This is a genomic window from Thermocrinis albus DSM 14484, assembly GCF_000025605.1.
Lineage (GTDB): Bacteria > Aquificota > Aquificia > Aquificales > Aquificaceae > Thermocrinis > Thermocrinis albus.
Genome location: NC_013894.1, coordinates 1,070,123 through 1,090,245, shown reverse-complemented (window position 1 = coordinate 1,090,245; position 20,123 = coordinate 1,070,123). Strand labels below are relative to the sequence as shown.

At 45.8% G+C, this 20,123-nt stretch carries 26 protein-coding genes, 1 tRNA gene and 1 pseudogene; 14 read left to right on the top strand and 14 right to left on the bottom strand.

Translation table 11 applies throughout. The features are described from left to right. The first annotated feature begins 7 nt into the window (after positions 1-7). The 7 genes from flhA to THAL_RS05925 are packed head-to-tail and all read left to right on the top strand — an operon-like array spanning position 8 to position 6,319. Positions 8-2,041 (top strand): flagellar biosynthesis protein FlhA, encoded by a 2,034-nt coding sequence (gene flhA / locus THAL_RS05955; RefSeq protein ID WP_012992206.1) that lies wholly within the window; start codon positions 8-10, stop codon positions 2,039-2,041. Next, positions 2,031-3,167 (top strand): flagellar biosynthesis protein FlhF, encoded by a 1,137-nt coding sequence (locus tag THAL_RS05950; protein WP_012992205.1) that lies wholly within the window; start codon positions 2,031-2,033, stop codon positions 3,165-3,167. Before flhA ends, THAL_RS05950 begins: the two co-directional genes overlap by 11 nt. Further along, a complete protein-coding gene (locus THAL_RS05945; RefSeq protein WP_012992204.1) occupies positions 3,133-3,963 on the top strand; it encodes a MinD/ParA family protein in 831 nt (276 codons plus the stop codon). The genes THAL_RS05950 and THAL_RS05945 overlap by 35 nt, the downstream gene beginning before the upstream one ends. Before the next feature lie 16 nt (positions 3,964-3,979). Further along, on the top strand, positions 3,980-4,660 hold the full coding sequence (locus THAL_RS05940) for a succinate dehydrogenase/fumarate reductase iron-sulfur subunit (RefSeq protein ID WP_012992203.1): 681 nt from the start codon (positions 3,980-3,982) through the stop codon (positions 4,658-4,660). Continuing rightward, positions 4,657-5,058, top strand: coding sequence for an ATP synthase F1 subunit epsilon (gene atpC / locus THAL_RS05935; RefSeq protein ID WP_012992202.1), 402 nt, complete (start codon positions 4,657-4,659; stop codon positions 5,056-5,058). Before THAL_RS05940 ends, atpC begins: the two co-directional genes overlap by 4 nt. After that, positions 5,045-5,761, top strand: a complete 717-nt coding sequence (locus THAL_RS05930) for a tRNA1(Val) (adenine(37)-N6)-methyltransferase (protein ID WP_012992201.1) — start codon at positions 5,045-5,047, stop codon at positions 5,759-5,761. The genes atpC and THAL_RS05930 overlap by 14 nt, the downstream gene beginning before the upstream one ends. A gap of 9 nt (positions 5,762-5,770) precedes the next feature. After that, positions 5,771-6,319 (top strand): DUF507 family protein, encoded by a 549-nt coding sequence (locus tag THAL_RS05925; RefSeq protein ID WP_012992200.1) that lies wholly within the window; start codon positions 5,771-5,773, stop codon positions 6,317-6,319. Here THAL_RS05925 and THAL_RS05920 read toward each other — a convergent pair. Next, on the bottom strand, positions 6,316-6,936 hold the full coding sequence (locus THAL_RS05920; protein ID WP_012992199.1) for a M23 family metallopeptidase: 621 nt from the start codon (positions 6,934-6,936) through the stop codon (positions 6,316-6,318). The two genes, THAL_RS05925 and THAL_RS05920, sit on opposite strands and share 4 nt — an antisense overlap. A 153-nt stretch (positions 6,937-7,089) precedes the next feature. Here THAL_RS05920 and THAL_RS05915 point away from each other — a divergent pair. Next, positions 7,090-7,161 (top strand) — tRNA-Ile (locus THAL_RS05915). A 3-nt stretch (positions 7,162-7,164) separates the two neighbouring features. Here the strand turns inward: THAL_RS05915 and THAL_RS05910 are convergent. From THAL_RS05910 to THAL_RS05860, 11 genes are all read right to left on the bottom strand, one after another. Then, positions 7,165-7,641 carry a YqaA family protein gene (locus THAL_RS05910; protein ID WP_012992198.1) on the bottom strand — a complete coding sequence of 159 codons (477 nt, stop codon included), beginning with the start codon at positions 7,639-7,641 and terminating at the stop codon, positions 7,165-7,167. After that, a complete protein-coding gene (locus tag THAL_RS05905; protein WP_012992197.1) occupies positions 7,641-8,402 on the bottom strand; it encodes an MBL fold metallo-hydrolase in 762 nt (253 codons plus the stop codon). Before THAL_RS05905 ends, THAL_RS05910 begins: the two co-directional genes overlap by 1 nt. Continuing rightward, a complete protein-coding gene (locus THAL_RS05900) occupies positions 8,392-8,583 on the bottom strand; it encodes a ferredoxin (RefSeq protein ID WP_012992196.1) in 192 nt (63 codons plus the stop codon). The genes THAL_RS05905 and THAL_RS05900 overlap by 11 nt, the downstream gene beginning before the upstream one ends. Next, complete coding sequence (locus tag THAL_RS05895; RefSeq protein WP_012992195.1) at positions 8,580-8,798, bottom strand: ferredoxin; 219 nt, start codon at positions 8,796-8,798, stop codon at positions 8,580-8,582. Before THAL_RS05895 ends, THAL_RS05900 begins: the two co-directional genes overlap by 4 nt. 68 nt (positions 8,799-8,866) lie before the next feature. Further along, positions 8,867-9,754, bottom strand: a complete 888-nt coding sequence (sucD, locus tag THAL_RS05890) for a succinate--CoA ligase subunit alpha (protein ID WP_012992194.1) — start codon at positions 9,752-9,754, stop codon at positions 8,867-8,869. Between the two features lie 21 nt (positions 9,755-9,775). Further along, on the bottom strand, positions 9,776-11,302 hold the full coding sequence (dnaG, locus tag THAL_RS05885) for a DNA primase (protein WP_012992193.1): 1,527 nt from the start codon (positions 11,300-11,302) through the stop codon (positions 9,776-9,778). A gap of 7 nt (positions 11,303-11,309) precedes the next feature. Continuing rightward, a complete protein-coding gene (locus tag THAL_RS05880; RefSeq protein WP_012992192.1) occupies positions 11,310-12,263 on the bottom strand; it encodes a hypothetical protein in 954 nt (317 codons plus the stop codon). After that, a complete protein-coding gene (locus tag THAL_RS05875) occupies positions 12,260-12,778 on the bottom strand; it encodes an FMN-binding protein (protein ID WP_012992191.1) in 519 nt (172 codons plus the stop codon). Before THAL_RS05875 ends, THAL_RS05880 begins: the two co-directional genes overlap by 4 nt. 55 nt (positions 12,779-12,833) lie before the next feature. Next, on the bottom strand, positions 12,834-14,465 hold the full coding sequence (locus THAL_RS05870; RefSeq protein ID WP_012992190.1) for a hypothetical protein: 1,632 nt from the start codon (positions 14,463-14,465) through the stop codon (positions 12,834-12,836). 12 nt (positions 14,466-14,477) lie between these two features. Further along, complete coding sequence (locus THAL_RS05865) at positions 14,478-15,812, bottom strand: bZIP transcription factor (RefSeq protein ID WP_012992189.1); 1,335 nt, start codon at positions 15,810-15,812, stop codon at positions 14,478-14,480. Between the two features lie 54 nt (positions 15,813-15,866). Next, positions 15,867-16,169: a DUF2325 domain-containing protein gene (locus THAL_RS05860; protein ID WP_012992188.1), complete on the bottom strand. Its 303-nt coding sequence runs from the start codon at positions 16,167-16,169 to the stop codon at positions 15,867-15,869. 91 nt (positions 16,170-16,260) lie between these two features. Here THAL_RS05860 and THAL_RS05855 point away from each other — a divergent pair, with 91 nt between their 5' ends. Beyond that, entirely contained in the window at positions 16,261-16,911 is a 651-nt protein-coding gene (locus THAL_RS05855) for an ATP-binding protein (protein WP_012992187.1), read from the top strand. Positions 16,912-16,916: 5 nt separating this feature from the next. On the opposite strand, the gene THAL_RS05850 is transcribed toward THAL_RS05855, so the two are convergent. Continuing rightward, a complete protein-coding gene (locus THAL_RS05850) occupies positions 16,917-17,618 on the bottom strand; it encodes a sigma-70 family RNA polymerase sigma factor (RefSeq protein ID WP_012992186.1) in 702 nt (233 codons plus the stop codon). A gap of 246 nt (positions 17,619-17,864) precedes the next feature. On the opposite strand from THAL_RS05850, the gene THAL_RS05845 reads away from it, so the two are divergent. Continuing rightward, positions 17,865-18,161, top strand: coding sequence for a hypothetical protein (locus THAL_RS05845; protein ID WP_012992185.1), 297 nt, complete (start codon positions 17,865-17,867; stop codon positions 18,159-18,161). Between the two features lie 130 nt (positions 18,162-18,291). Here the strand turns inward: THAL_RS05845 and THAL_RS08575 are convergent. After that, positions 18,292-18,414 (bottom strand): annotated as a pseudogene (locus THAL_RS08575) (thermonuclease family protein); the annotation flags it as partial. A 142-nt stretch (positions 18,415-18,556) separates the two neighbouring features. Between THAL_RS08575 and THAL_RS05840 the strand changes: the two are divergent. The 4 genes from THAL_RS05840 (at position 18,557) to THAL_RS05830 (ending at position 20,054) form a co-directional block, all read left to right on the top strand. Continuing rightward, entirely contained in the window at positions 18,557-18,898 is a 342-nt protein-coding gene (locus THAL_RS05840; protein ID WP_012992184.1) for a hypothetical protein, read from the top strand. Next, positions 18,810-19,064 (top strand): surface-adhesin E family protein, encoded by a 255-nt coding sequence (locus THAL_RS08570; RefSeq protein ID WP_425598188.1) that lies wholly within the window; start codon positions 18,810-18,812, stop codon positions 19,062-19,064. Before THAL_RS05840 ends, THAL_RS08570 begins: the two co-directional genes overlap by 89 nt. A 30-nt stretch (positions 19,065-19,094) precedes the next feature. After that, positions 19,095-19,463, top strand: a complete 369-nt coding sequence (locus THAL_RS05835) for a DNA-binding protein (protein ID WP_012992183.1) — start codon at positions 19,095-19,097, stop codon at positions 19,461-19,463. Between the two features lie 78 nt (positions 19,464-19,541). Continuing rightward, positions 19,542-20,054, top strand: a complete 513-nt coding sequence (locus tag THAL_RS05830) for a surface-adhesin E family protein (protein ID WP_148209099.1) — start codon at positions 19,542-19,544, stop codon at positions 20,052-20,054. The last annotated feature ends 69 nt before the right edge of the window (positions 20,055-20,123 follow it).

The following is a 20,123-nucleotide window of genomic DNA, read 5'->3' as shown; positions in this document are numbered from 1 at the left end:
ATACTTCGTGGGATACAGAGAAGGGTGGGTCTTACTGGCCTTTGTGGTAGTCCTTTCTGCGATACTTCTACCTGTACCAGCTTTTCTGTTGGATCTCCTCCTTACGCTGAGTATAAGCTTTTCTCTCACTGTGTTGGTCCTCACTACCTTCATAAAGAACCCTTTGGAACTTTCAACGTTCCCCTCTCTTCTCCTCATGGGAACACTCCTACGGTTATCCCTCAACGTAGCTGCCGCTAGGAGGATACTTTTACATGGTCATGAAGGTACACACGCGGCGGGACATATCATAGAAGGTTTCGGAAGATTCGTAGTAGGTGGAGATGTGGTGGTAGGTATGATCGTATTTTTCATCTTCATAATTATCAACTTTGTAGTGATCACCAGAGGAGCTGAGAGGATATCCGAAGTGGCTGCCAGGTTCACTCTCGACGCCCTACCTGGAAAACAGATGAGCATAGATGCGGATCTCAACGCAGGGATAATAACCGAGGAAGAGGCAAAGAAGAGGAGAGAACAGTTAGAGACAGAATCGGCCTTTTACGGTGCTATGGACGGTGCCAGTAAGTTTATAAGGGGTGATGCCATCGCAGCTCTTATCATACTCTTCCTCAGTATAGTGGGGGGGCTTTTGATAGGTATACTGGGTAAAGGTATGCCCTTCGTGGAGGCTGTATCCACCTACACGCTGTTGACAGTAGGTGAAGGCTTGGCCAGTCAGATACCGGCTCTTCTCCTGTCAACGGCAGCTGGCATAATAGTTACCAAATCCTCTTCTCAAGACCAACTTAGTAGATCTATCGTCAGTGAGTTTTCAAAAGAACCTCGTGTCTTCCTTTTCTCCGCAGGTCTTCTCGCCTTCGTAGGTCTTCTACCGGGTCTTCCCAAGCCCCCATTCCTCTTCATGGTGGTTCTCCTCTTTGGCCTTTACTATGCCCTCAGAAGATCCCTTAAGGAACAGGAGTTGAAAGAACTGGAAAAAGTGTTTGCTCAGCAGAGAACTTTACAGGAACAGAGAGAGGAGATCGTACCTCAGCCTGAAACCATCTCCTTCGAGGTGGGGTATGGCCTCATCGTGTATGTGGATGAGGCCCAGGGTGGTGAAATTCCAGAGAGGATAAAAACTATAAGAAAACAGATAGCTCAGGAGATGGGTGTCATCATACCTCTCGTACATATAAGGGACAATCTCAGACTTAGACCACACCAGTACCGTATTCTAATAAGGGGTGTGGAGATAGACTCGTATGAAGTGGTTCCCGGGAAGTATCTGGCAATAGATATGGGTGGGGCAAAGGGGGAGCTGGAAGGACGCCTGACACAGGATCCAGCTTTTAAACTCAAAGCTTACTGGATAGATCCTGAAGACAAGGACGAGGCACAGAGGATGGGATACGTAGTGGTTGACTTACCTACTGTGATAACGACACACCTCTCCGAAACCATAAAGCGGAATCTCCATGAGATATTAGGTAGAGCAGAGGTTATGGACTTGGTGGAGAATGTTTCCAGAAGATATCCTAAGGCCCTTCAGGGACTGGTACCCGATGTGGTACCTATGTCAGTCCTGCACAGAGTGTTACAGAACCTCCTGAGGGAAGGAATACCCATTAACGATCTTATTACCATAGTGGAGACATTGGCGGACTATATAGATCAGACGAAGGATCCAGACCTTTTGACAGAGTACGTAAGGCAGAGGATGGCTAAGAGGATCACCAAACTTTACACCACCGATGGTACACTTTACGCCCTTGTGCTCTCTCCAAAACTTGAGACAAAACTCGTGGTATTCCTTCAGGAGGGTAAAGAAGAGGACTTTTTGGATACGGTGATTAACGTTATATACCCCAAGATCTCTTCCCAACTCTCCCACTTTGTACCTCACCATGCAAAGCCTCTCCTCATTACACCTACACCTGTTAGGAGACAGATCAAGAGGGTTTTGGAAGCATACCTACCCCATCTGGTGGTACTCTCTTACAACGAACTGGATAGACAGGTAAACCTAAAGGTATTGGGAGTTATAGATGAAGATTAAAAAGTTCATGGCGGAATCTTTGCAGAAAGCTGTGGAAGAAGTGAGGGCCATTTATGGACCCGATGCCGTGATTCTCTCCACCCGTATAGTGAAGAAGAGGATCATACCCTTCTTGCCTTTTCCGAGAAGGTCGTTCCTTGAGGTTACAGTAGGATTACCCGATACGGAGGATTTTGCTTACCAACTCAAAAAGCAGGAGGATGTGTACGCGGAACTGGAAAAACTCAAGGAAACTTTGAAGGAAGTGCTTCAAACAATGAAAAGACCACAGGTAGAGGAGGAAAAGAACACATCACAGGAAGAGTACTCCATGAGGGCAACCCAGATCATGAAGAAACTTCTGGAGAGAGGTGTTGCACGAGATGTGGCAAAGGCTATAATGGAAGCCGCCTGTGGGTATGACTACGAAATCAGGAAACTGGATCTCAAAGGTGAAGTTCTGGAGTCTCTAACGGAGGGTATAGAGAGGAACGTACCTATGATAAAGGAACCCATGGAGAGGTGGAAGGATTTTAGGGTGATTGCTCTTCTAGGGCCTACGGGTGTAGGGAAGACAACAACCCTAGCAAAGCTGGCTTATGTGTTGAAGAAGAGCGGTAAGAGGATAGGAGTAATAACCGTAGATAGTTACAGGGTAGGTGCTCGGGAACAACTGAGGACTTATGCTCATCTTATGGAAATACCCTTCCGTATCGCTGATACACCCCAGAAGCTAAGAGAGTGCGTGGGAGAGCTGTCCTCTATGGATCTTCTGTTGGTGGATACAGCCGGTAGAAGTCAGTATGATGAGATGAGGATAAGAGAGCTCGCCACCTTCTTCCACCGTCTACCTACAGTGGAACTTTACCTAACTCTGAGCGCCAATACCGATGAGAGGATAATGTATGAAGCTGTAGAGCATTTCAGCTTTCTTCCTTTGGAGGGGCTAGTGTTCACCAAAGTAGATGAGACCGCTTACTTTGGAAACATAATTAACGTAGCCTTTAGAACAAAACTACCTATACTTTGCTTCACCAACGGACAACGTGTACCAGAAGACATCGTGTTGGCTAACGGTCGATTTCTGGCTCAACTTTTACTGGAGGTCAATCATGGAAGGTCAGGCCCAGCACCTGAGGGTGGTTGAAGGTAAGGAAAGATACGTTCCTTACCTGGCTGTAGCCAGTGGGAAGGGAGGTGTAGGCAAGACTCTACTGAGCATTAACATAGGTAGTATTCTGAGGAAGCAGGGCAAAAGAGTGCTTCTCATAGACGGTGACCTTGGACTCAGCAACATCCACCTTATGTTGGGTATCGCACCACCCAAGAACCTGTATCACTTCTTCAGAGGCGAGGCAAGCCTGGATGAGATCTCTATACCTATAGAGGAGGGGCTCCATTTTATCTCCAGTGGAAGCGGTGTAAGGGAACTAGTGAACTTACCGGAAAAACAACTGAGAAACCTCATACTGCTCCTTCAGGAGTACGCAGAGAAAAACTACGACATTGTGGTATTTGATACACCACCTGGCATACACAACGACACACTTTCCATAGTATCCTCTTCCCACTTCCCTATAGTGATAACGACACCTGAACCTACCGCCGTTGCTGATGCATACGGACTTATAAAGGTGCTGAGCTTAGAGTGTGGTGTTAAGAACTTCTATCTTATAGTTAATAAGGTGAGCCACGAGGACGAAGCGAGGCGTGTTTACGAAAGTATAAACACTGTATGCCAGAAGTTTACACCTGCTCAGGTGATGTACCTAGGAGGTATAAGATACAGCCCAAAGCTCATAAGAAGCATAGTGCAGCAGAACCCCTTTCATCAGGAGTTGACAAGGGAACTATCCTTAGCTCTCAGCAGGTTACCTATAGGCGTTGTTCCCCATAGACTTTCTTTCTGGGAAAAACTTCTATCCAAGTTGAGGAGAGGTTGAATTATATTTATCTCCCATGTATCTGAAGCTGAGGATAAGGAGAGAGGACAGAGAGAAAGGTGTGCGCTATGAAACTTATCACGTTAAGTACGAGGAAGGTATGACCTTCTTAGAAGCGCTCCAGCGTATAAAGGAAGAGCAAGACCCTACCCTTACCTTCAGACACTTCTGCAGGGCGGGAATATGCGGCACATGTACTATCTACATAAACGGGTATCCCAAGCTGGCATGTAAAGAACAGGTACTTCCTTATGTCATCACCCAGAGGGAAGTCATAGTAGAACCACTGAAGAACTTCAGGGTCATAAAGGATCTGGCAGTAGACATAGATCCAGCCATCAGAAAGTTGAGAGATATAGGAGCCTGGATAGAGGAGAGAAAAGAAGAACCGAGGATAGAGCAGGAGAGAAGCAGAAAGATAGAAGAGGCCTCTGACTGTATCCTGTGTTTTGCGTGCCAGTCCTACTGTCCCCAGACCTTGGAAGAAAGGTACGCGGGTCCTCTCTTTTTTGCCAAGATCTTCCGTTTCCTGATGGATCCAAGAGACAGAAAGCCACAGCTGAGATTAAAACAGGCTGTGGAAGAAGGATACCTCTATCACTGTCTTTCTTGTAACAAATGCAACAACGTGTGTCCAAAGGAAGTACAACCTGCTACTCTGATAAGGGAACTTATGATTTATAATACAGAAGCATGATAAGAGTAGAGGTAGTAACACCTAAGGGTATAGTTTTTTCCAACGACGTGACGTCGGTGAACATTCCCACCGTAGAGGGAGAGATAGGAGTTTTGGAAAAACACATGTATCTGATGACGCTCCTCAAACCGGGACTTCTGTACTTTGACGGCAAGCAGGAGAACGGCTTTGCTGTGACCTATGGATTTGTGGACGTAACGCCTACCAAGGTGATAGTGCTGGCAGAGGAGGCCTACCCAATAGGCTCCATAGACCCAGGAAGGGAAAAGGAACTCTTTGATGAAGCGGTGAAAAAGCTGGCCACAGCCACCACAGTGGAGGAGTACGAGGAATACCTCAGACAGATGGAGAGGGCAAGAACTCTGTTGGAGCTCGTGGAGAGATTTGGAAACCTTTAAGGAGTTTGAGTTCTTCAGAGGTAAGGTAAAGTTTCGTCAACCCAGACGGCACAGACTCTCCATAATAGAGATTCTCTTCGTCGCTCATCTCAGAGGTATAAAGAGAACTTCTACTGTGGTGGACCTTGGGGCAGGTTTCGGTGCTCTCAGTGTACTGACAGCTCTCAGGTACTCCTGTCATGTGCTGGCCGTAGAGAGGGACTCCCTCATGTTGGAGCTTTTAAGGTACAACGTTAAGGTAAACCAACTGCAGGATAAGGTGAGCGTAGTGGAGGGAGATGTGAGAGATGTGGAACATTTTTTAAAGAGATATACAGCAGATGCTGTTATAGTTAATCCACCCTTCTATCCTGCTCACTGGGGATCAAAGGACGGTGGATACCATTTTGAGATGGATACAAAACTGGAGGATTTTATAAAAGCTTCCAGCTATTTACTAAAGGATGGAGGACACTTGAATATACTTATTCCGTCTTTTAGATTTTTAGAGGCTGTAGAAAATATGAAAAGATACAACATAGCACCCGTACATGTTATGTTTTTTTATCCGAAACTGAGCAAAAACGCACGTCTTGTACGCATACACGGAAGAAAAAACATGAGATCTCAGATGATAATAGAAAAACCACTTATTATCAACACCGAGGACGGATCTTACGAAAGGGATGTAGCTCTCACCCTTGATAGTTTCTTCATGGTATAATAACCTTTTATGAGACTACCAGAGAAGCTGGTGGAAAGAATAGCGGACAGAATAGTGAAGGAGCTCACAGAGGAGAGAATAATAGAGCCAGAGGACCCGTATACTTTTAAGAAGAAGATTATAGCAGTTTTTAAAAAAGCGGAAGAAGAGGAAAAACTCCTGGACGAAAAGACCAAGGAAATACTTAGAGAAAAGCTGTCTCTTTTGGAAGAAACCAGCTTAGATTACAGAACCGCCTACAGGGTTGTAAGAGCAAAACTGGCAGAGGAGATGAACATCCACACCAACAGAAGGGAACGCATGAACCAAGTGGCCAACGCTATAAAGGATCTCATTATGGAAGACGAAACGGTGGAAATTTACGAAGATCCCCACGTGATAAGAGGGAAGATAAGGAACATTCTTATGGAGGCTGTAAAGGAAGAAGAGGAGATAGATAGGGAGGTGAGGGAAAGGATAAAAGCTTACTCCAAGAAGATAGTGGAAGGGACCCCCGAGTGGAACCATCTGTACAGACGTATATACGAGGACGCTCTCAGAAAGAGAGGCCTCCTTTAGGGAAGGTAAGCTATAGGGTTCTGCCTTATACCGTACTTGAGAACCTCGTAATGGAGGTGTGTTCCAAAAGCCCTTCCCGTGGAACCTACTTTCCCTATCACCTGACCTTTCACCACTCTCTCCCCGTAATCCACCAGTATGGAGGAAAGGTGAGCGTAAAGGGTAACGAAACCATAGCCATGGTATACTATCACCGTTTTTCCGTAACCCTTGAGCCAACCTGCGAATATGACTCTTCCATCTGCAGACACACTCACAGGTGCACCGTATGGTGCCGATATATCAACACCTGTGTGAAACTCTCTCGAACCACCTATGGTACGCCATCCGTAGTCGGATGTTATTATACCCACCACAGGCCATATGTCTGGCCTTGCCATCTCCACAGTTTTGACATTAGCCAACTCCTGCATGGCCTCGGAAAGGGAGATCTCCTTCTCCACTATATCCCTCACCTTCTGGGTGTCCATATCCTCCTCTACCTTGAGGTTTATGTCTTTGTCGGGGGGTATGGGAAAGGGATCCTCCGACGGGCCACCCACACCCAAGGAGTTAACCACAGGCACCGTATTACTCACACCACCCAACAACAGCAGCACTGCTAACATCTTTCTCATCCCTCTTCCTCCTTACCCAGCAAGGTGCCGGGCTATTTGTAACGCGCCCTTTATGGGTGTCCAGAGACCCGGCAGGCGCCATTTGAACACCCCCTACCTCTATTATACCTTGCCACAGCAGTTAGGTTTTTTTATAATATTAATCTTGGAGATGGGTGCGTAGCTCAATGGCAGAGCGGGCGGCTCATAACCGCCCGGTTGGGGGTTCGAGTCCTCCCGCACCCACTTTTAAGACACCCACCTTCTCAGAAGGTCTCCCCAGAAGACAAAGAAAGCTATCCTCACACCCCTTGCTATAAGGCTTGCCAGAAGAAATCTCCAAAGAGGCATACCAAATATACCGGAAAGCCAGCAGACCAGTTTGTAAGGTTCTCCTATCAACACTGCCCAAAAGCCGTATCTGTTAAAGAGAGCTTCTCCCTTCAAAAACCTCTTCTCTCCCAAAAGTTTCCTCACAAAACCCTCTCCCACATAGCGCGCCAAAAAGTAAGCCACCAATGCACCCAAAACGTTTCCTACAAGGGCCACCAAACCGGCCACATAAGGATCCAGCTTAAAGAGGGGCGCAGCTGTTATAAAAGGAAAAGGTGGAACAGGTTGGAGTACGGATTCTGTGAAGGATAGGATAAAGAGAGCTGTGTATCCATAATGTTGAACCCACTCTTCCGCTTGTTTCTTAAGTTCCGGGAAAAACACCTCCAGCACTAAAAGATCACCTCCATTCCGTCATAGGCGGATACGGTGCGAATACCCGTACTTTCTTCCACCTCAGAAGCTATCGCTTGAGGGTCCATGTTTTTGAGAATTTCGTAACCGAAGTGAGTGAGCACGGCCAACTTAGGCCGAACACTCCCTATGATCTTTTTAGCATCCTCCACACTTAGATGTTCTACATACTTACTCTTTTTGTAGAGGGTGGTGTTGATGATGGTAACATCCACGTTTTTGGGATACATATCCAGCATCTTATCTTCGTAAAGGGCACACGAAACATAAAGAACCCTGTTATCAAACAGAAGGGCGTAGGTTTCTACTCCGTGATGACGGTGTTTCATAACAGCTCTGATACTTATGCCGGCATGTTTTATCTCTGTACCTTCCTCCAGCACGTACTCAGCTCCCACACGTTCTTTCCTGATGTAGGGTAAAACCACTCTGTCCTCTCCCTCTAAAGCAGTTCTTGGTGCTACCAGAACCACCCTCCTGTTTTTGCCTCCTTCGGAGGCTGCCTCTATCACTACGTTAACATCAGCGGAGTGATCTAAGTGAAGGTGTGAAAGGACTACGATGTCTATGTTTCTTGGGTCTAAGCCCATCTGGTGTAAATAGACGAAGGCCCCTGGTCCAGGATCCACGTGAATCCACACACCCCTTAACTGAAGGAGGAAACCACCGGAACGACGTAAAAACCGAAATACGCTACCTCTACCACCCGCTGTTCCCAGAAATAGAACCCTATCCTTCAAGCAGTATAGACCCGCTGGGACAAGCTTCTGCTACCCACACCACTTTTTCCAAAAAAGGAGGGATGACCTCCCTCATGATCACTAAAGGATAGCCATCCCCCCTGTTTGCAAACACCTCAGGTGCCTCCTCGTAGCATAGCTGACAGCATGTACAAGTATCTATATCCACCAAGATTCTCAAACTTCCTCCGTTATTATAGAGCCGCTTGGACATTCGTCGGTTACCTCCTTAACCTCCTGTTCCAGTTCAGGAGGAACCAACATCCATCCGTCGGGGCCTGGATTCACTACCTCCGCTATGCCGTCTCCTCTGTTCTTGTAAACTTCCGGTACCCTATCGTAGCAGAGCTCACAGGAAGTGCAGGTGTCCGGATCTACTTTAGTTCTTAGTGCCATAATTCCACCTCCTTAAAGGGATTTATTGAAGGGTTATAATATAACCCACATAGGCGATTTAGTATATCCTAAATCATAACTCCACCCAGTACTTCCGCCACCGTTTTGCCTATGAAAGCGGGGTTCTCTATGACGTGAACACCGGCCTCCCTTAGAGCCTCCATTTTGGCCTGAGCTGTTCCTTTACCACCGCTTATAATGGCTCCTGCGTGTCCCATCCTCCTACCGGGGGGAGCCGTTATACCCGCTATGTAAGCAAAAACAGGTTTCTTGACGTAACTGGCTATGTACTCGGCAGCCTCCTCCTCAGCAGTACCACCTATCTCCCCTATCATCAGTATAGCTTGTGTCTCAGGATCTTCATTGAAGAGAGCTATAACGTCCTTATGGGACAACCCGTGTACCGGATCACCTCCTATCCCTACCGCAGTAGACTGACCTATACCCATCTTGGTGAGTTGATAGGCAGCTTCGTAGGTTAACGTACCGCTCCTGGAAACTATGCCTACACTACCTCTCGTAAATATATGACCTGGCATTATCCCTACTTTTGCCTCTCCGGGAGTTATGACACCTGGGCAGTTGGGACCTATAAGTTTGGCATTGGGGTAGTTCTTAAGCATGTAATGCTTCACCATAAGCATGTCCCTTACCGGAATACCTTCCGTTATACACACCACCAACTCTATACCAGCGTCCAAAGCTTCCACTATGGCATCTGCCGCGAAGGCAGGTGGTACAAATATGAGAGAACAGTTGGCCTGCGTCTCCTTTACAGCTTCATCCACCGTGTTGAAAACAGGGATGTCCTCCACCTTTTGGCCACCCTTACCGGGCGTGACACCCGCCACCACCTGAGTGCCGTAAGCCTTACACTGGAGGGCGTGAAAGGATCCCTCCTTACCTGTTATACCTTGCACCACAACCCTTGTGTTTTTATTCACCAGTATAGCCATGCCAAACCCCCGCGCAGAAAATTATAACCTCCTTTTTCTCAATCTTGTGGCTGGTCTCTTCCTCAACTGGGAAAGGTCCTTAGGAGTCTCTTCCTCCAGGTCCTCTTTTTTGATACTAAGAGCTTTGACGGCATCCCAAAACACCCTTTCGTCAGATATCCTACCTCTTCTTATCTCAGCAGGTACGAGATGAAGATCCTCTTTTTGTATAGCCTCCAGTATCTGGGCAGCGTAAGGAGATAAGTTGAGCTCCTCAAGAGGCACGTTGGTGAAGTTGTACCTCAGTATTCCGGTAAGTAGGATCTTTTCGTGGAAGGTCAGCTTTTTTTCTTCCTCTTCTCTCTCTCCTCTCACACGTGGAACCTTTTCACTAAGGAGGGATACCGGCATACCCGTCAGTTTTGCCAACGTAAGGAGGATCTCACCCCTCTTTACGGGATCTCTTACGAAACCGCTCAGATAAAGGAGAGTCTCTAAAGAGTTTCTGTCATTCTTTGCCTTGCTTAAGAGATCCTCCAGAATATCTGGGAGGGATTCCAGCTCTCTGTGCAGATCTGTTTTCTTCACGTAAGTGTCGGGATCCTCACCCTCCGGTAGGTAAAGGACCTTCACCGAAAGGTTTTCGGAAAGGAGATGAGGAACAGCTCTACGAACAGCTTGCCTTCCTGCAGAGTCTCCATCAAAGATAAGAATCACTTCGTCCGCGTAGGATGCTATGAGGTGTGCTTGCTGACTGGTGAGGGAGGTACCCAAGGGTGCCACCGTTTCCTTAAAACCCGCCTGGTGCATACTGATGACATCAAAGTAACCTTCCACCAATATGACCCTTCTACGCTCCTTTATGAACTCCTTTCCTTCGTAAAAACCAAACAAGATGTTCCTCTTCTGGAAATGTTCCTTCTCCGGGGAGTTAAGATACTTAGGTTTCTCGTCGGTGAGAGTCCTTCCCCCAAAGGCCACCACGTTGCCTCTGTGATCCCTTATGGGTATGATGAGTCTTCCCGCAAACATATCCCTGCAAGATCCATCCGCAAGGCGAAGGATGTTACCTGATCGCTCGTAAACTTCCAAAAGTCCCGCCTCTTTCAGGAACTGGCACAGCTGGTGAGAAGTAGGAGAGTAACCTAGTTCAAACCGCTGGATACTTCTTCCCGACAGGCCTCTGCCGTAGAGGTACTCCAAAGCTTGTTGGTTTTCCTTCAACCTCTCATGATAAAACTGGGATGCTTGCCGGAGGGCCTCCAGTAGTGCGTCATCGTGACGTTGGGATGGAAGTTTCAAAGGTATTTTGTACTTTCTGGCAAGTTCCATGAGGGCTTCTGTGTAGCTTACACCTTCGTAGAGAGCCACAAACTTTACCGCATCACCTCCTACACCGCACCCAAAACACTTCCATATACCCTTTGAAGGGGATACGTACAGAGATGGGGTATCATCCGGATGAAAAGGACATCTACCGGCGTAGTTACTACCTACCCTCTTAAGATCTATATAAGAGGAAATGACATCCACTATGTCCAGTTTGCTTACTACGGATCTTAGATCCACGGTACATTTAAATATAAAGCACCGGATAAGTCTCCTTTCTGAGGGACTCTCTCATCAGGCGAAAGGAGGCGTAGAAGAGAAAGATCTCGGTGAGAGCAAAACTTACCAACTTTAGAAGGGAAAAGGAAGGGTGAAGAAACCTCACCAGAAGTCCTCCCATCATCTCTGTAAAGGAGAATAGAAAAGCCACAACCGACAGGAGTATAAGGTTCCTTCTCTTCGTACCTGTAAAGACAAGAAGATGAAGGATCACGAAGAGGTAAAGGGGCACCGCCAGGATGTGGGGGTAGAGGATCTTGGTGAGACCTTCCAGGGTTTTAGGTCTACTGAAAACAGTGGGGTCTCCCAGGTAGTAGGTTTGTACCGAAGATGGACTTATACCCATCTTGCTAGTAAAGAGAGCTAGATTTACCAAAGCGTTCATAAGGATACTGAAAGAGAACATTAGGAGGAGCTTTTTTATCTTCCGTGGTTGAGGTTTTCCTTCATCCTTCCGAAAAAACAAGAAAAAAAGTACCATACCTACAAGGGATCCGCTGGCTGTCTGGTAAGCCACAAAGGAGATTACCTTGAGGATCAAATAGGTGGGTCCAAAAGTGTAGATTATAAGATCGGAGAAGACGTACAGGAAAGCTGTGATGAAGGACAAAGAGAGGATAGGTATCTTAAGTTTCTCCAGGGAAGGGGAGAGGAGTAGGATACTACCTAAAACCAGCAAAAACATACTGTGTAAAAAAAGTTCTATATGCACAGTTTCCAGAAGCTGGGAGAGAGGGATCTTTTCAGGAAACTGGGAGTCTGTGAAAAAGTATCTAAAGAGAGTCTCTTGGGAAAAGCCGTACTTGGTGTAAAAGTAAAACCACGATGTGATCCAAAAGAGGGTTGCCAGAAGGGAAAAGCTTGCCAGCATGAAGAAGAGGGGTTTGTTGTTCCTTACACCCGACGTTACAAAGAACCTCATCGTCTTCCTCCGAACAGTACCTGCCACATGGCCAACACTTTGCGGGCGTTGTCAGTGATAGCTCGGCTGGTGAGAGTGGCTCCCGTCATGTTGGGCACGTCCCTTCTGAGTCTCAGAGAATCGCCGCTCAGGGTTTTTCCCTTAAAGAGAGCTAACCATCTTTCGTCGGGCATGTACTCAATAGGTTCATTGAAGGCGAGAACCTCCACCACATCTAGTCTACCATCGGGTGTTACTGTGTAGAGAACTACTTCCGGATGGGTTCTCACAACATGAGTATCCACGTAACCATACGCTATCACTTTAGAGTCCCTTCTCACTATGTACCAGGAGACTAGTCTTTCCTTTGGATGTAGTCCCGAGAGTTTCTTTACCTCCTCCATCTGCTGAGGACTCAAGATTATGTTCTTAACCTCCACCTGTGCTCCCGGGTAAATGCTTCTGAGGACATCCTCCGGCTTTTTAAACTCTCTCCCGACAGCCAGTATCATTAAGAGCAGCAACAGTATCAGCATGCTACAACCCCTTTAATTTTAGCACTCCCTCCCCCATTCGCCATGAGTAAGAGCATCATCTTATAAAGAGGAGAGTTTTTATAACGCTCCATATGCCGCTCTCCTTTACGCCGGTACTATCTACCTTGTCCAGCTTCTCTAAGGAATTACCGCCGCTGGATATACCGAAGGGACCATCGAACACATCCCTACCAAATCGGAAAGCCTGGGCCCTCACCACCCTGTAATACTGCTTGTCTATCCCGAGCGCTCTTTGAGGTGAAGGAAGGAAAAGATCAGGTTTTATGTAGCCATTACCGTCTAAGTAGTTGATGAGGGCAGGATTTGTAATGATGTTGTCCTGAGGAGAGAGAAGGAAGGATATCTTCTCCGGATCTTTACTTATCTTGTTGAGAATCTCCTTGTTGCTTCTGAAATGATCACCACCTGCTGTCATAGAGAAATAAAGCTGGTACTCTCCCGTTACGTAACTTATCAGAGCTCCCAGTTTGTCTCCCCAATAACCTTCCAAACTGGAGTAGTTCCAGTCCTTTATGCTGCGATCTGTTAAGTTGTAGTCCTGTTCCTTCCACCCTGCTGCTCCTGGTACCTTTCTCCAGAAGGTGAAGGTGGCATCCACCGTACCACCTATACCACCGTGACACGACACACAGAACTTCATCTCCTCAGCGGTTTGAGGTCTTAAGCGTCCATCTTTGTCCTCTATGAACCCAGCCATGAGCCAGTTCTTGCTGAGGTTTAAAACTTTCCCTTTGTCCCAGAAGAAGCTTCCTTCTTCTTCTTCTCCTCCTCCAGGTGAAGAACCTGCGTAAGCCAGCTTTTTCATATAACGCATCTCCCTTATCCGAACGGACTTAAAGGAAATGGGGTTATCTGGGTCAAGATAGTAAAGGGGATGGGCAAACTCAGTTCCTGGCGGATACTGGTACGTGACTACCTTCACATGAGAAGCGTCTCCTTCGTAGTAGGAGGGCATAGTGAAGGATCCTAACTCTGTACCTTCACAGATATCACCGGGTTTTACACCTTTGACGGCACACTCCACTATAGCAAGGTTCTTCTTATAGGTTTCTCTGTCCCACTGTCCGTTCTTCTTCCGGAAAGGCTCAGCCAGTCTGATGAGGGTAGAGTCTATCCTGCCGTTGGTGGGGAAAAAGCCGGGGAAGGGTTTCCACTTAAACACACGCCATCCGGTATCACCCACAAAGCCTTCTCCATCTACGTTGATAAGCTGGTAAGTGCCGTTCTTATAGGTGTAAAGGGGTGGTACGTCCGGAAAATACTCAAGGTCTCCTCTCCCTCTGTTCTGGTAGGCAAGCCCCCAGTTATCCTCCCTTATATAGCTCATTATCTCCTGATCTGAGGGAACCGGTATGCCTGCCAGTGTCAAATCTGGCCTTATGGCGTTGAGCCAAGGGTTCCCTATCCTCTTTATACTCTCGGGAAAGCTGTAAGAGAACTGAAGATGAAAATCTTCCACCTCGTTGGCATAGGGTGTGTTGGCTGTAGTATGACAAACATAGCAGGGGTTAGCCACAGCCTTCCCATAGCGTACTATACCCGTGTCGGTATAACACTCAAGGGGTATGTTGGGTTCTGGATTAACCACAGATGTCTCGTCTTCTGATTTTACACCTCCACCACACGAAGCTACCAGAATAAGACCTAACGCTACCCACCTTTTCATGCTACCACCCCCTTAGAACATCCAAGTGAGGGCAGCTCTGTAAAGATCCTTATCCTCTTTGTTGGGAGAATAAAGAACCTTGGCGTAGTCTGCCTTTAGAGCTATCAAGGGATGCGGTTTGTAAGATAGTCCAAAGTTGAGTACCTGTACTTTGTGACCGTCTGGTTTTGTAAAACCTTGAGGTACGTTGGCGTGAGTGTTGTAGTTTTCGTACATACCGAACAAGTAAAGTTCCTGCCCATCAATCTTTAGAAGCCTAAAGATATCGTAGGCCACTTGTGTGTAAAAGCCATAAAACTTTTTGGGGAAACTGACACATTGGGAGGGATCTAAGTTACAGAGAGGATTGTCGGTGATGACCTCTGATATCTTTTTTGCACCGCTAACTGTACCATAAACCCCCACAAAACGCACGTCAAAGCCCGCATACTGCCACCAAAGATGAGGAGAAAGTAGGCTCAGCGTTCCCAGTTTGTGACCCTTTTCATCCTGAACACCACCTGTATAGACACTGGCACCCACCTTAAGGTTGTAAGGAAGAAGGTAGTCCAATCTTCCCACAAAGGCTATCTGGTCAGAAGCTGCTTTAAATCCTTTTTGTCTGAAGCCTTTTAACAGTTCTCCCTTCTTCACCTTCTCTCCTGCCTCTTCGTTTGCCCTCATTCCGTTAAGAAGGTAAGCTCTGTACTCTAAAGCCCCCCACTTACCGTACATTCCGAAACCCAACTCCCTCCATGTGGTAGGTATGATGTTCCTCTCCAGGAAAGGTCTGTCCACGGTAGGAAAGGTAGGTGGTTCGTGATACTCGTTTATGATACCTACAGGTACCAACAGGAGTCCTCCCCTCAACCCCAATTTTTCGTTAACGTTGTAATCCAAAAAGGCAAACTCTACGTTGACCTCACCACTCTTCTCACCACCTTCCACAAAAGCATGCTCCCACTCTATCTCAGAGTTCAGTTTCAGTTTCTCGTTGAAGGCGTATCCAAAGTAAAGGATCAGTCTCTTGGCATCCACTTCGTTTCTTGGTCTCCTGTCTGGGTCGTGAACGAAGTGGATCTCTCCGTACCCACCTATAGACACTCCCTTAGGGTTGAAGAGAGCTTTTGAAGCTGCAGGCCCGAGGCCATAGTAAGATCTCATCTCAAGAGTAGGCATAGCTATTTCGAGCCTAAGCTTTCTTATTTCGTCCTTAAGAACTTCTGTCTCCCTTTGTTCCTCTTTGAGTTTCTGAATCTCTCTCTGTAGCTCCCTGATACGCTCTTCCAACTCCCTTATCCTGTCTTCGGTGGACTGAGCAAAGGCAAGGCCTGTCATAAGGGCTGTCAGCAGCAGAGCTCTTCTCATGATGATCACCTCCTATTGAGATTAGATCTCTATATATTTTGGCAGATATTAAGACTAAGTGTCAATATGATCCTCCTCATAGCGGTCCATCAGCTTCTTTATCTCCCTCTCTAAGGCACATACCCCGTGACCTTTACAGAAGATACATCTTTCGCCAGCGTATCGCTTTGCCAGCTTGACCATGTTGTGACCTACGAGGGATGTAAATACTAAGACCCAGTCCGCACATGCCAACGCACTGTCTATGTTATTCTGTGTCTCTTTATTAATGAACTCTATCTGCAAGCCATAGCGCCTTGCTATGTTGGATACATGAACCTTTAACCTGTCATGACCTCCTAAAACCACCACCTTCATGATACACCTCCCGGGATGATTATAGCATATTGATATCGGATCTCAATATGATATATCTCACACCTCGCCCGTGGATTATCTTTAATAAGGTATGGAAGGGAAGAGCTGTCCTCTGTGTGGTGGGACCGGTTTTGTGAGCAAAGGCAAGGTGGTGGAGTTATGTTCCTGCCGCTTTCAGAACCTGGATTGGTTTAGACTGATGGGTATTCCCAAGAGATTCTTTGATGCGGAACTGGACAACTATGTACCTACTACCGAAAAACAAAAGACAGCCCTCTCCATTTGTAAACTTTATGCTGTAAACTTTGATGCTTCCAAAGGTGAGGGACTTGTACTGGTAGGAGCTTCTCAGATGGGAAAAACTCACCTGGCGGTGGGTATTTTGAAAACCGTTTACAGGCTTAAGCAGATAAAAGGCCTTTTCTTTGATACTAAGGACCTCTTCTTCCGTCTGGGACTCCTACGGGATAGTGAGCAAAGATACCAGAGATTACTTTTGGCTCTTCTGGAGCGCCCGCTCCTCGTATTGGATGATCTGGGAAGCGAAATGCTTTCCGACTGGCGTGCAGAAGTTCTTTCCCACATTATCACGTACAGATACAACCACCTTAAGAGTACCATCATCACCACATCGTATCCCCTCAGGAGAATAGGAGCAGAGGGTCTGAGCCTGGAGGAACGTCTTTCTGAGGGTGTTGTAGCCAAAATATTACAGTCCAGTGTAGAGGTGAGGCTTTCGTGAGTTCCTTAGAGTGTATCCATTAACTCCTCCTTCAACTTTTCTATGGCCTGTTCTTTTATCTGGGATATCCGTGCACTGGACACACCCAGAAGCTTTGCCACCGTCTTTGCTGGAAGTTCTTCGTAAAAGAGGAGCTGTAGCACCAGCTTCTCTCTGTAGCTGAGCTTCTCTATAGCCTCCAACAAACGTCTCCTTCGTTCCTCTCTCAGTACTTTTTCTTCAGGACCATCTTCGGCAGCTGCTAGTAATTCCTCATAGCTCCTCCCCTCCCTAAACAACGCGTCCAAACTGAGAATCTGAGCGAAGGCCGCCCTCTGAACATCCTCGTAGATTTTGTCAGGAGTTTCCCCCAAGGCCTCTCCTATTTCCTCATCGGTAGGATCCCTTCCCAGTTGTTGTCTCAGCTCCTCCATCTTTCTTCTTATGAGCTTCTCCCTCTCTCTCACACGTCTGCTACACAGATGGAGACTACGCAGGTAATCGTACATCGCCCCCTTGACCCTCATGTAGAGATACGTTGATGGATTCTTGGTGGGATCAATGCGTGATAATGATTCCATGACGGCCAGTATACCGTATCCTATGAGATCGTTTATATCTACAGAGGGGGGTAGGTGCCTGTGGATCTTCTTAGCGACACTTTTGACCAACGGCAAGTACTTGAGAACATCTTCATCCTTCACAGGCTGGACATAGGGGTTGTCCATGGTTTAATATTTTATTATCCATCCATCGGGCGTAGCTCAAAGGAAGGGGTTCAATGCAGGGACAAGGAGCGGAAGTTTTTTGAGGAGTTAAAAAAAACGTCTTTGTAGGAGAAAAGATAGAAGGTGAATCGGGATACATTATCCCAGACCATTCTTTCTTGAAGACCTGAGCCTTAGACAGCTCTTTAATAGAAAATTGTTGACAGGACTTAATATTTATGAATATTTATGATAATTTTAATTAAAATGGGAAGGAGTAAAGAGAGGAGGAGTGCCATGAAGACAATATTTTTAAGCTTAATATTGTTAATGGGTGTGGTTAGTATTTCTGTTGCGGGCGACTGGGGCAACATGAGGCCTTACAAAGACATTTGGGGAAACAGCTACAAATACCCAGAGAACCTATACAAAGATACAGACGGAGATGGTGTAATAAACATGTATGATTATAACGACAGAAACCCACGCATCCAGACCCCTTATCAGTATGATCCTTACCGATATGACTACGGGCCAAGAAGATATTACAAAAGAGGGTGGTAAATATTATCTTTAAAGGGGAAGTTAAAACATCAGGAGAAGGGTTTAGAAGTTAGCCCTTTTGAACGATTTATTAGCCAGTTCAGGGTCAAGGTTTTTAAGTATTTTATATTGCTCTAATGCAGAGCCTCTATCACTTAGAGCTAATACCATTTACAAAAACATAAGCAACTTCGCGCTCATACTGATCCATGTCTTTCACATCAAGTTTTACCTTTTTGCCACCAATTAACTCTTTTAAACTCAATCTTGCTTCTTCCCCATAAGCCTACCTTTTTTCAGGTGCATCAATCCTACTCATGCGGACCGAGATAGTGTCACCTTTGTGAACTTTGGTTTTATCCAAGCCATATAGGATATAAAGTGATGATATACTTTATAGTACAAAGGGGGGTAAGATGATGAAGAGGGTGTTTGTTTTAATTAGCTTGGCAGTAGCCATTTTAGTAACTGTGGGAAATGTATTTGCACAGGATAAAACATCTAATATACCAGAGCCTTCGTTAGGTCCTGAGTGGAAACTTATATTTACAGACTCTGATGGGTCAACGTTTTATGTTAATACAAGGAAGATAAATTACTTACCGGAAGGTATTGTTAAAGTATGGACTTTGAATGTTCTAAGGGGAGAATGGAGGGAGCGCTTTGTGAATAGTCTTAAGAAGGACCTCACTTCTGAAGGAAAGGATCCGAACAACGCTGAAAGACTTTGGTATAGCACTTTTTTTATACAAAATTAATTGTAGAACTCATCAATTTGCTTTACTGGAAATATCTTTTTATTCTTTTGAAAAAACAGTTTTATTTTCTAATTCTTCTCAATACGAAGAGTGGAGTAAGATTTCTCCTGGAAGCATAATAGAGGACATAGAAAAGTATGTATGCAAAGAGCGAGGGTCATACTAAGGGTGTCTAAGATGAGAAAGAGGTATAGCCATGAGGAAGAGGTTTTATTCAGCAGTTTTTATTTTTCTGAGTTTTATAAGCTTTTTGTATGCTGAGGATTACATTACACCTGAACAAGCGGGAAACTACATTGGAGAAGTTAAAACAGTCTGCGGTGTTGTTGCAAGTGCAAAGTATGCTTCTCACAGCAGGGGACAGCCTACATTTCTCAACCTTGACAGGCCTTACCCAAACCACATTTTCACTGTAGTAATCTGGGGCAAGGACAGACACAAATTCAGCCATCCACCAGAAAGCTACTACAAGGGAAAGAGAATATGTGTGGAAGGGCTTATTGATTCATACAGGGGAGTGCCTCAAATCGTGGTAAGAGATCCTTCGCAGATTAGAGTGAGATAGGTTTAAAAGGTTTTATCTGAACCATATAGGATATAAAGTGATGATATACTTTATAGTACAAATTTTGTAGGGGGTAAGATGATGAAGAGGGTGTTTGTTTTAATTAGCTTGGCAGTGGCCATTCTAGTAACTGTGGGAAATGTGTTTGCACAAGATGAACCACCCAAACCACCTATACCAGAGCCTTCATTAAGTCCTGACTGGAGCTTGGTAGTTACAGACTTTAATGCAACTCTTTATGTCAACACAAGGAGAATAAATCACTTACGGGAAGGTATTGTTGAAGCATGGACTTTGCTTGTTCCAAAAGGAGAATGGAGGAGGAACTGGGTAAATACTCTTAAGACGTTTCTCCTTCTTCAAGGAAATGATCCGAACAACGCTGAAAAACTCTGGTACATCACTTCTTTAGACAAGATTAATTGTAAAACCCATCAATATACCACAGAGAAATTTTTTGCTTATTCTTTCGGAAAAACAGTTTTATATTCTGCTCCTTCTCAATATAATGCGTGGAAAGATATCGTTCCTGGAAGCATAATGGAGGAAGTGGAAAAGCTTGTATGCGAAAAGCACAAAGATAAAAAGTGAGGGTCATACTAAGTGGGCCTAAGATGAGAAAGAAGTTGTTTATTTCCTCTTATTTGAACCATATAGTAC

Excerpts from the sequence above, each read along its gene's own strand:
- THAL_RS05875 (WP_012992191.1), bottom strand. The coding sequence starts at position 12,778 with ATGCTGATACTGTTGCTGCTCTTAATGATACTGGCTGTCGGGAGAGAG.
- THAL_RS05865 (WP_012992189.1), bottom strand. The coding sequence starts at position 15,812 with ATGAGAAGAGCTCTGCTGCTGACAGCCCTTATGACAGGCCTTGCCTTT.
- THAL_RS05830 (WP_148209099.1), top strand. The coding sequence starts at position 19,542 with ATGATGAAGAGGGTGTTTGTTTTAATTAGCTTGGCAGTGGCCATTCTA.
- THAL_RS05925 (WP_012992200.1), top strand. The coding sequence starts at position 5,771 with ATGAGACTACCAGAGAAGCTGGTGGAAAGAATAGCGGACAGAATAGTG.
- THAL_RS05845 (WP_012992185.1), top strand. The coding sequence starts at position 17,865 with ATGGGAAGGAGTAAAGAGAGGAGGAGTGCCATGAAGACAATATTTTTA.
- THAL_RS05920 (WP_012992199.1), bottom strand. The coding sequence starts at position 6,936 with ATGAGAAAGATGTTAGCAGTGCTGCTGTTGTTGGGTGGTGTGAGTAAT.
- THAL_RS05880 (WP_012992192.1), bottom strand. The coding sequence starts at position 12,263 with ATGAGGTTCTTTGTAACGTCGGGTGTAAGGAACAACAAACCCCTCTTC.
- sucD (WP_012992194.1), bottom strand. The coding sequence starts at position 9,754 with ATGGCTATACTGGTGAATAAAAACACAAGGGTTGTGGTGCAAGGTATA.
- atpC (WP_012992202.1), top strand. The coding sequence starts at position 4,657 with ATGATAAGAGTAGAGGTAGTAACACCTAAGGGTATAGTTTTTTCCAAC.
- THAL_RS05945 (WP_012992204.1), top strand. The coding sequence starts at position 3,133 with ATGGAAGGTCAGGCCCAGCACCTGAGGGTGGTTGAAGGTAAGGAAAGA.
- THAL_RS05840 (WP_012992184.1), top strand. The coding sequence starts at position 18,557 with ATGATGAAGAGGGTGTTTGTTTTAATTAGCTTGGCAGTAGCCATTTTA.
- THAL_RS05870 (WP_012992190.1), bottom strand. The coding sequence starts at position 14,465 with ATGAAAAGGTGGGTAGCGTTAGGTCTTATTCTGGTAGCTTCGTGTGGT.
- THAL_RS05860 (WP_012992188.1), bottom strand. The coding sequence starts at position 16,169 with ATGAAGGTGGTGGTTTTAGGAGGTCATGACAGGTTAAAGGTTCATGTA.
- THAL_RS05950 (WP_012992205.1), top strand. The coding sequence starts at position 2,031 with ATGAAGATTAAAAAGTTCATGGCGGAATCTTTGCAGAAAGCTGTGGAA.
- THAL_RS05855 (WP_012992187.1), top strand. The coding sequence starts at position 16,261 with ATGGAAGGGAAGAGCTGTCCTCTGTGTGGTGGGACCGGTTTTGTGAGC.
- THAL_RS05835 (WP_012992183.1), top strand. The coding sequence starts at position 19,095 with ATGAGGAAGAGGTTTTATTCAGCAGTTTTTATTTTTCTGAGTTTTATA.
- THAL_RS05940 (WP_012992203.1), top strand. The coding sequence starts at position 3,980 with ATGTATCTGAAGCTGAGGATAAGGAGAGAGGACAGAGAGAAAGGTGTG.
- THAL_RS05850 (WP_012992186.1), bottom strand. The coding sequence starts at position 17,618 with ATGGACAACCCCTATGTCCAGCCTGTGAAGGATGAAGATGTTCTCAAG.
- THAL_RS05895 (WP_012992195.1), bottom strand. The coding sequence starts at position 8,798 with ATGGCACTAAGAACTAAAGTAGATCCGGACACCTGCACTTCCTGTGAG.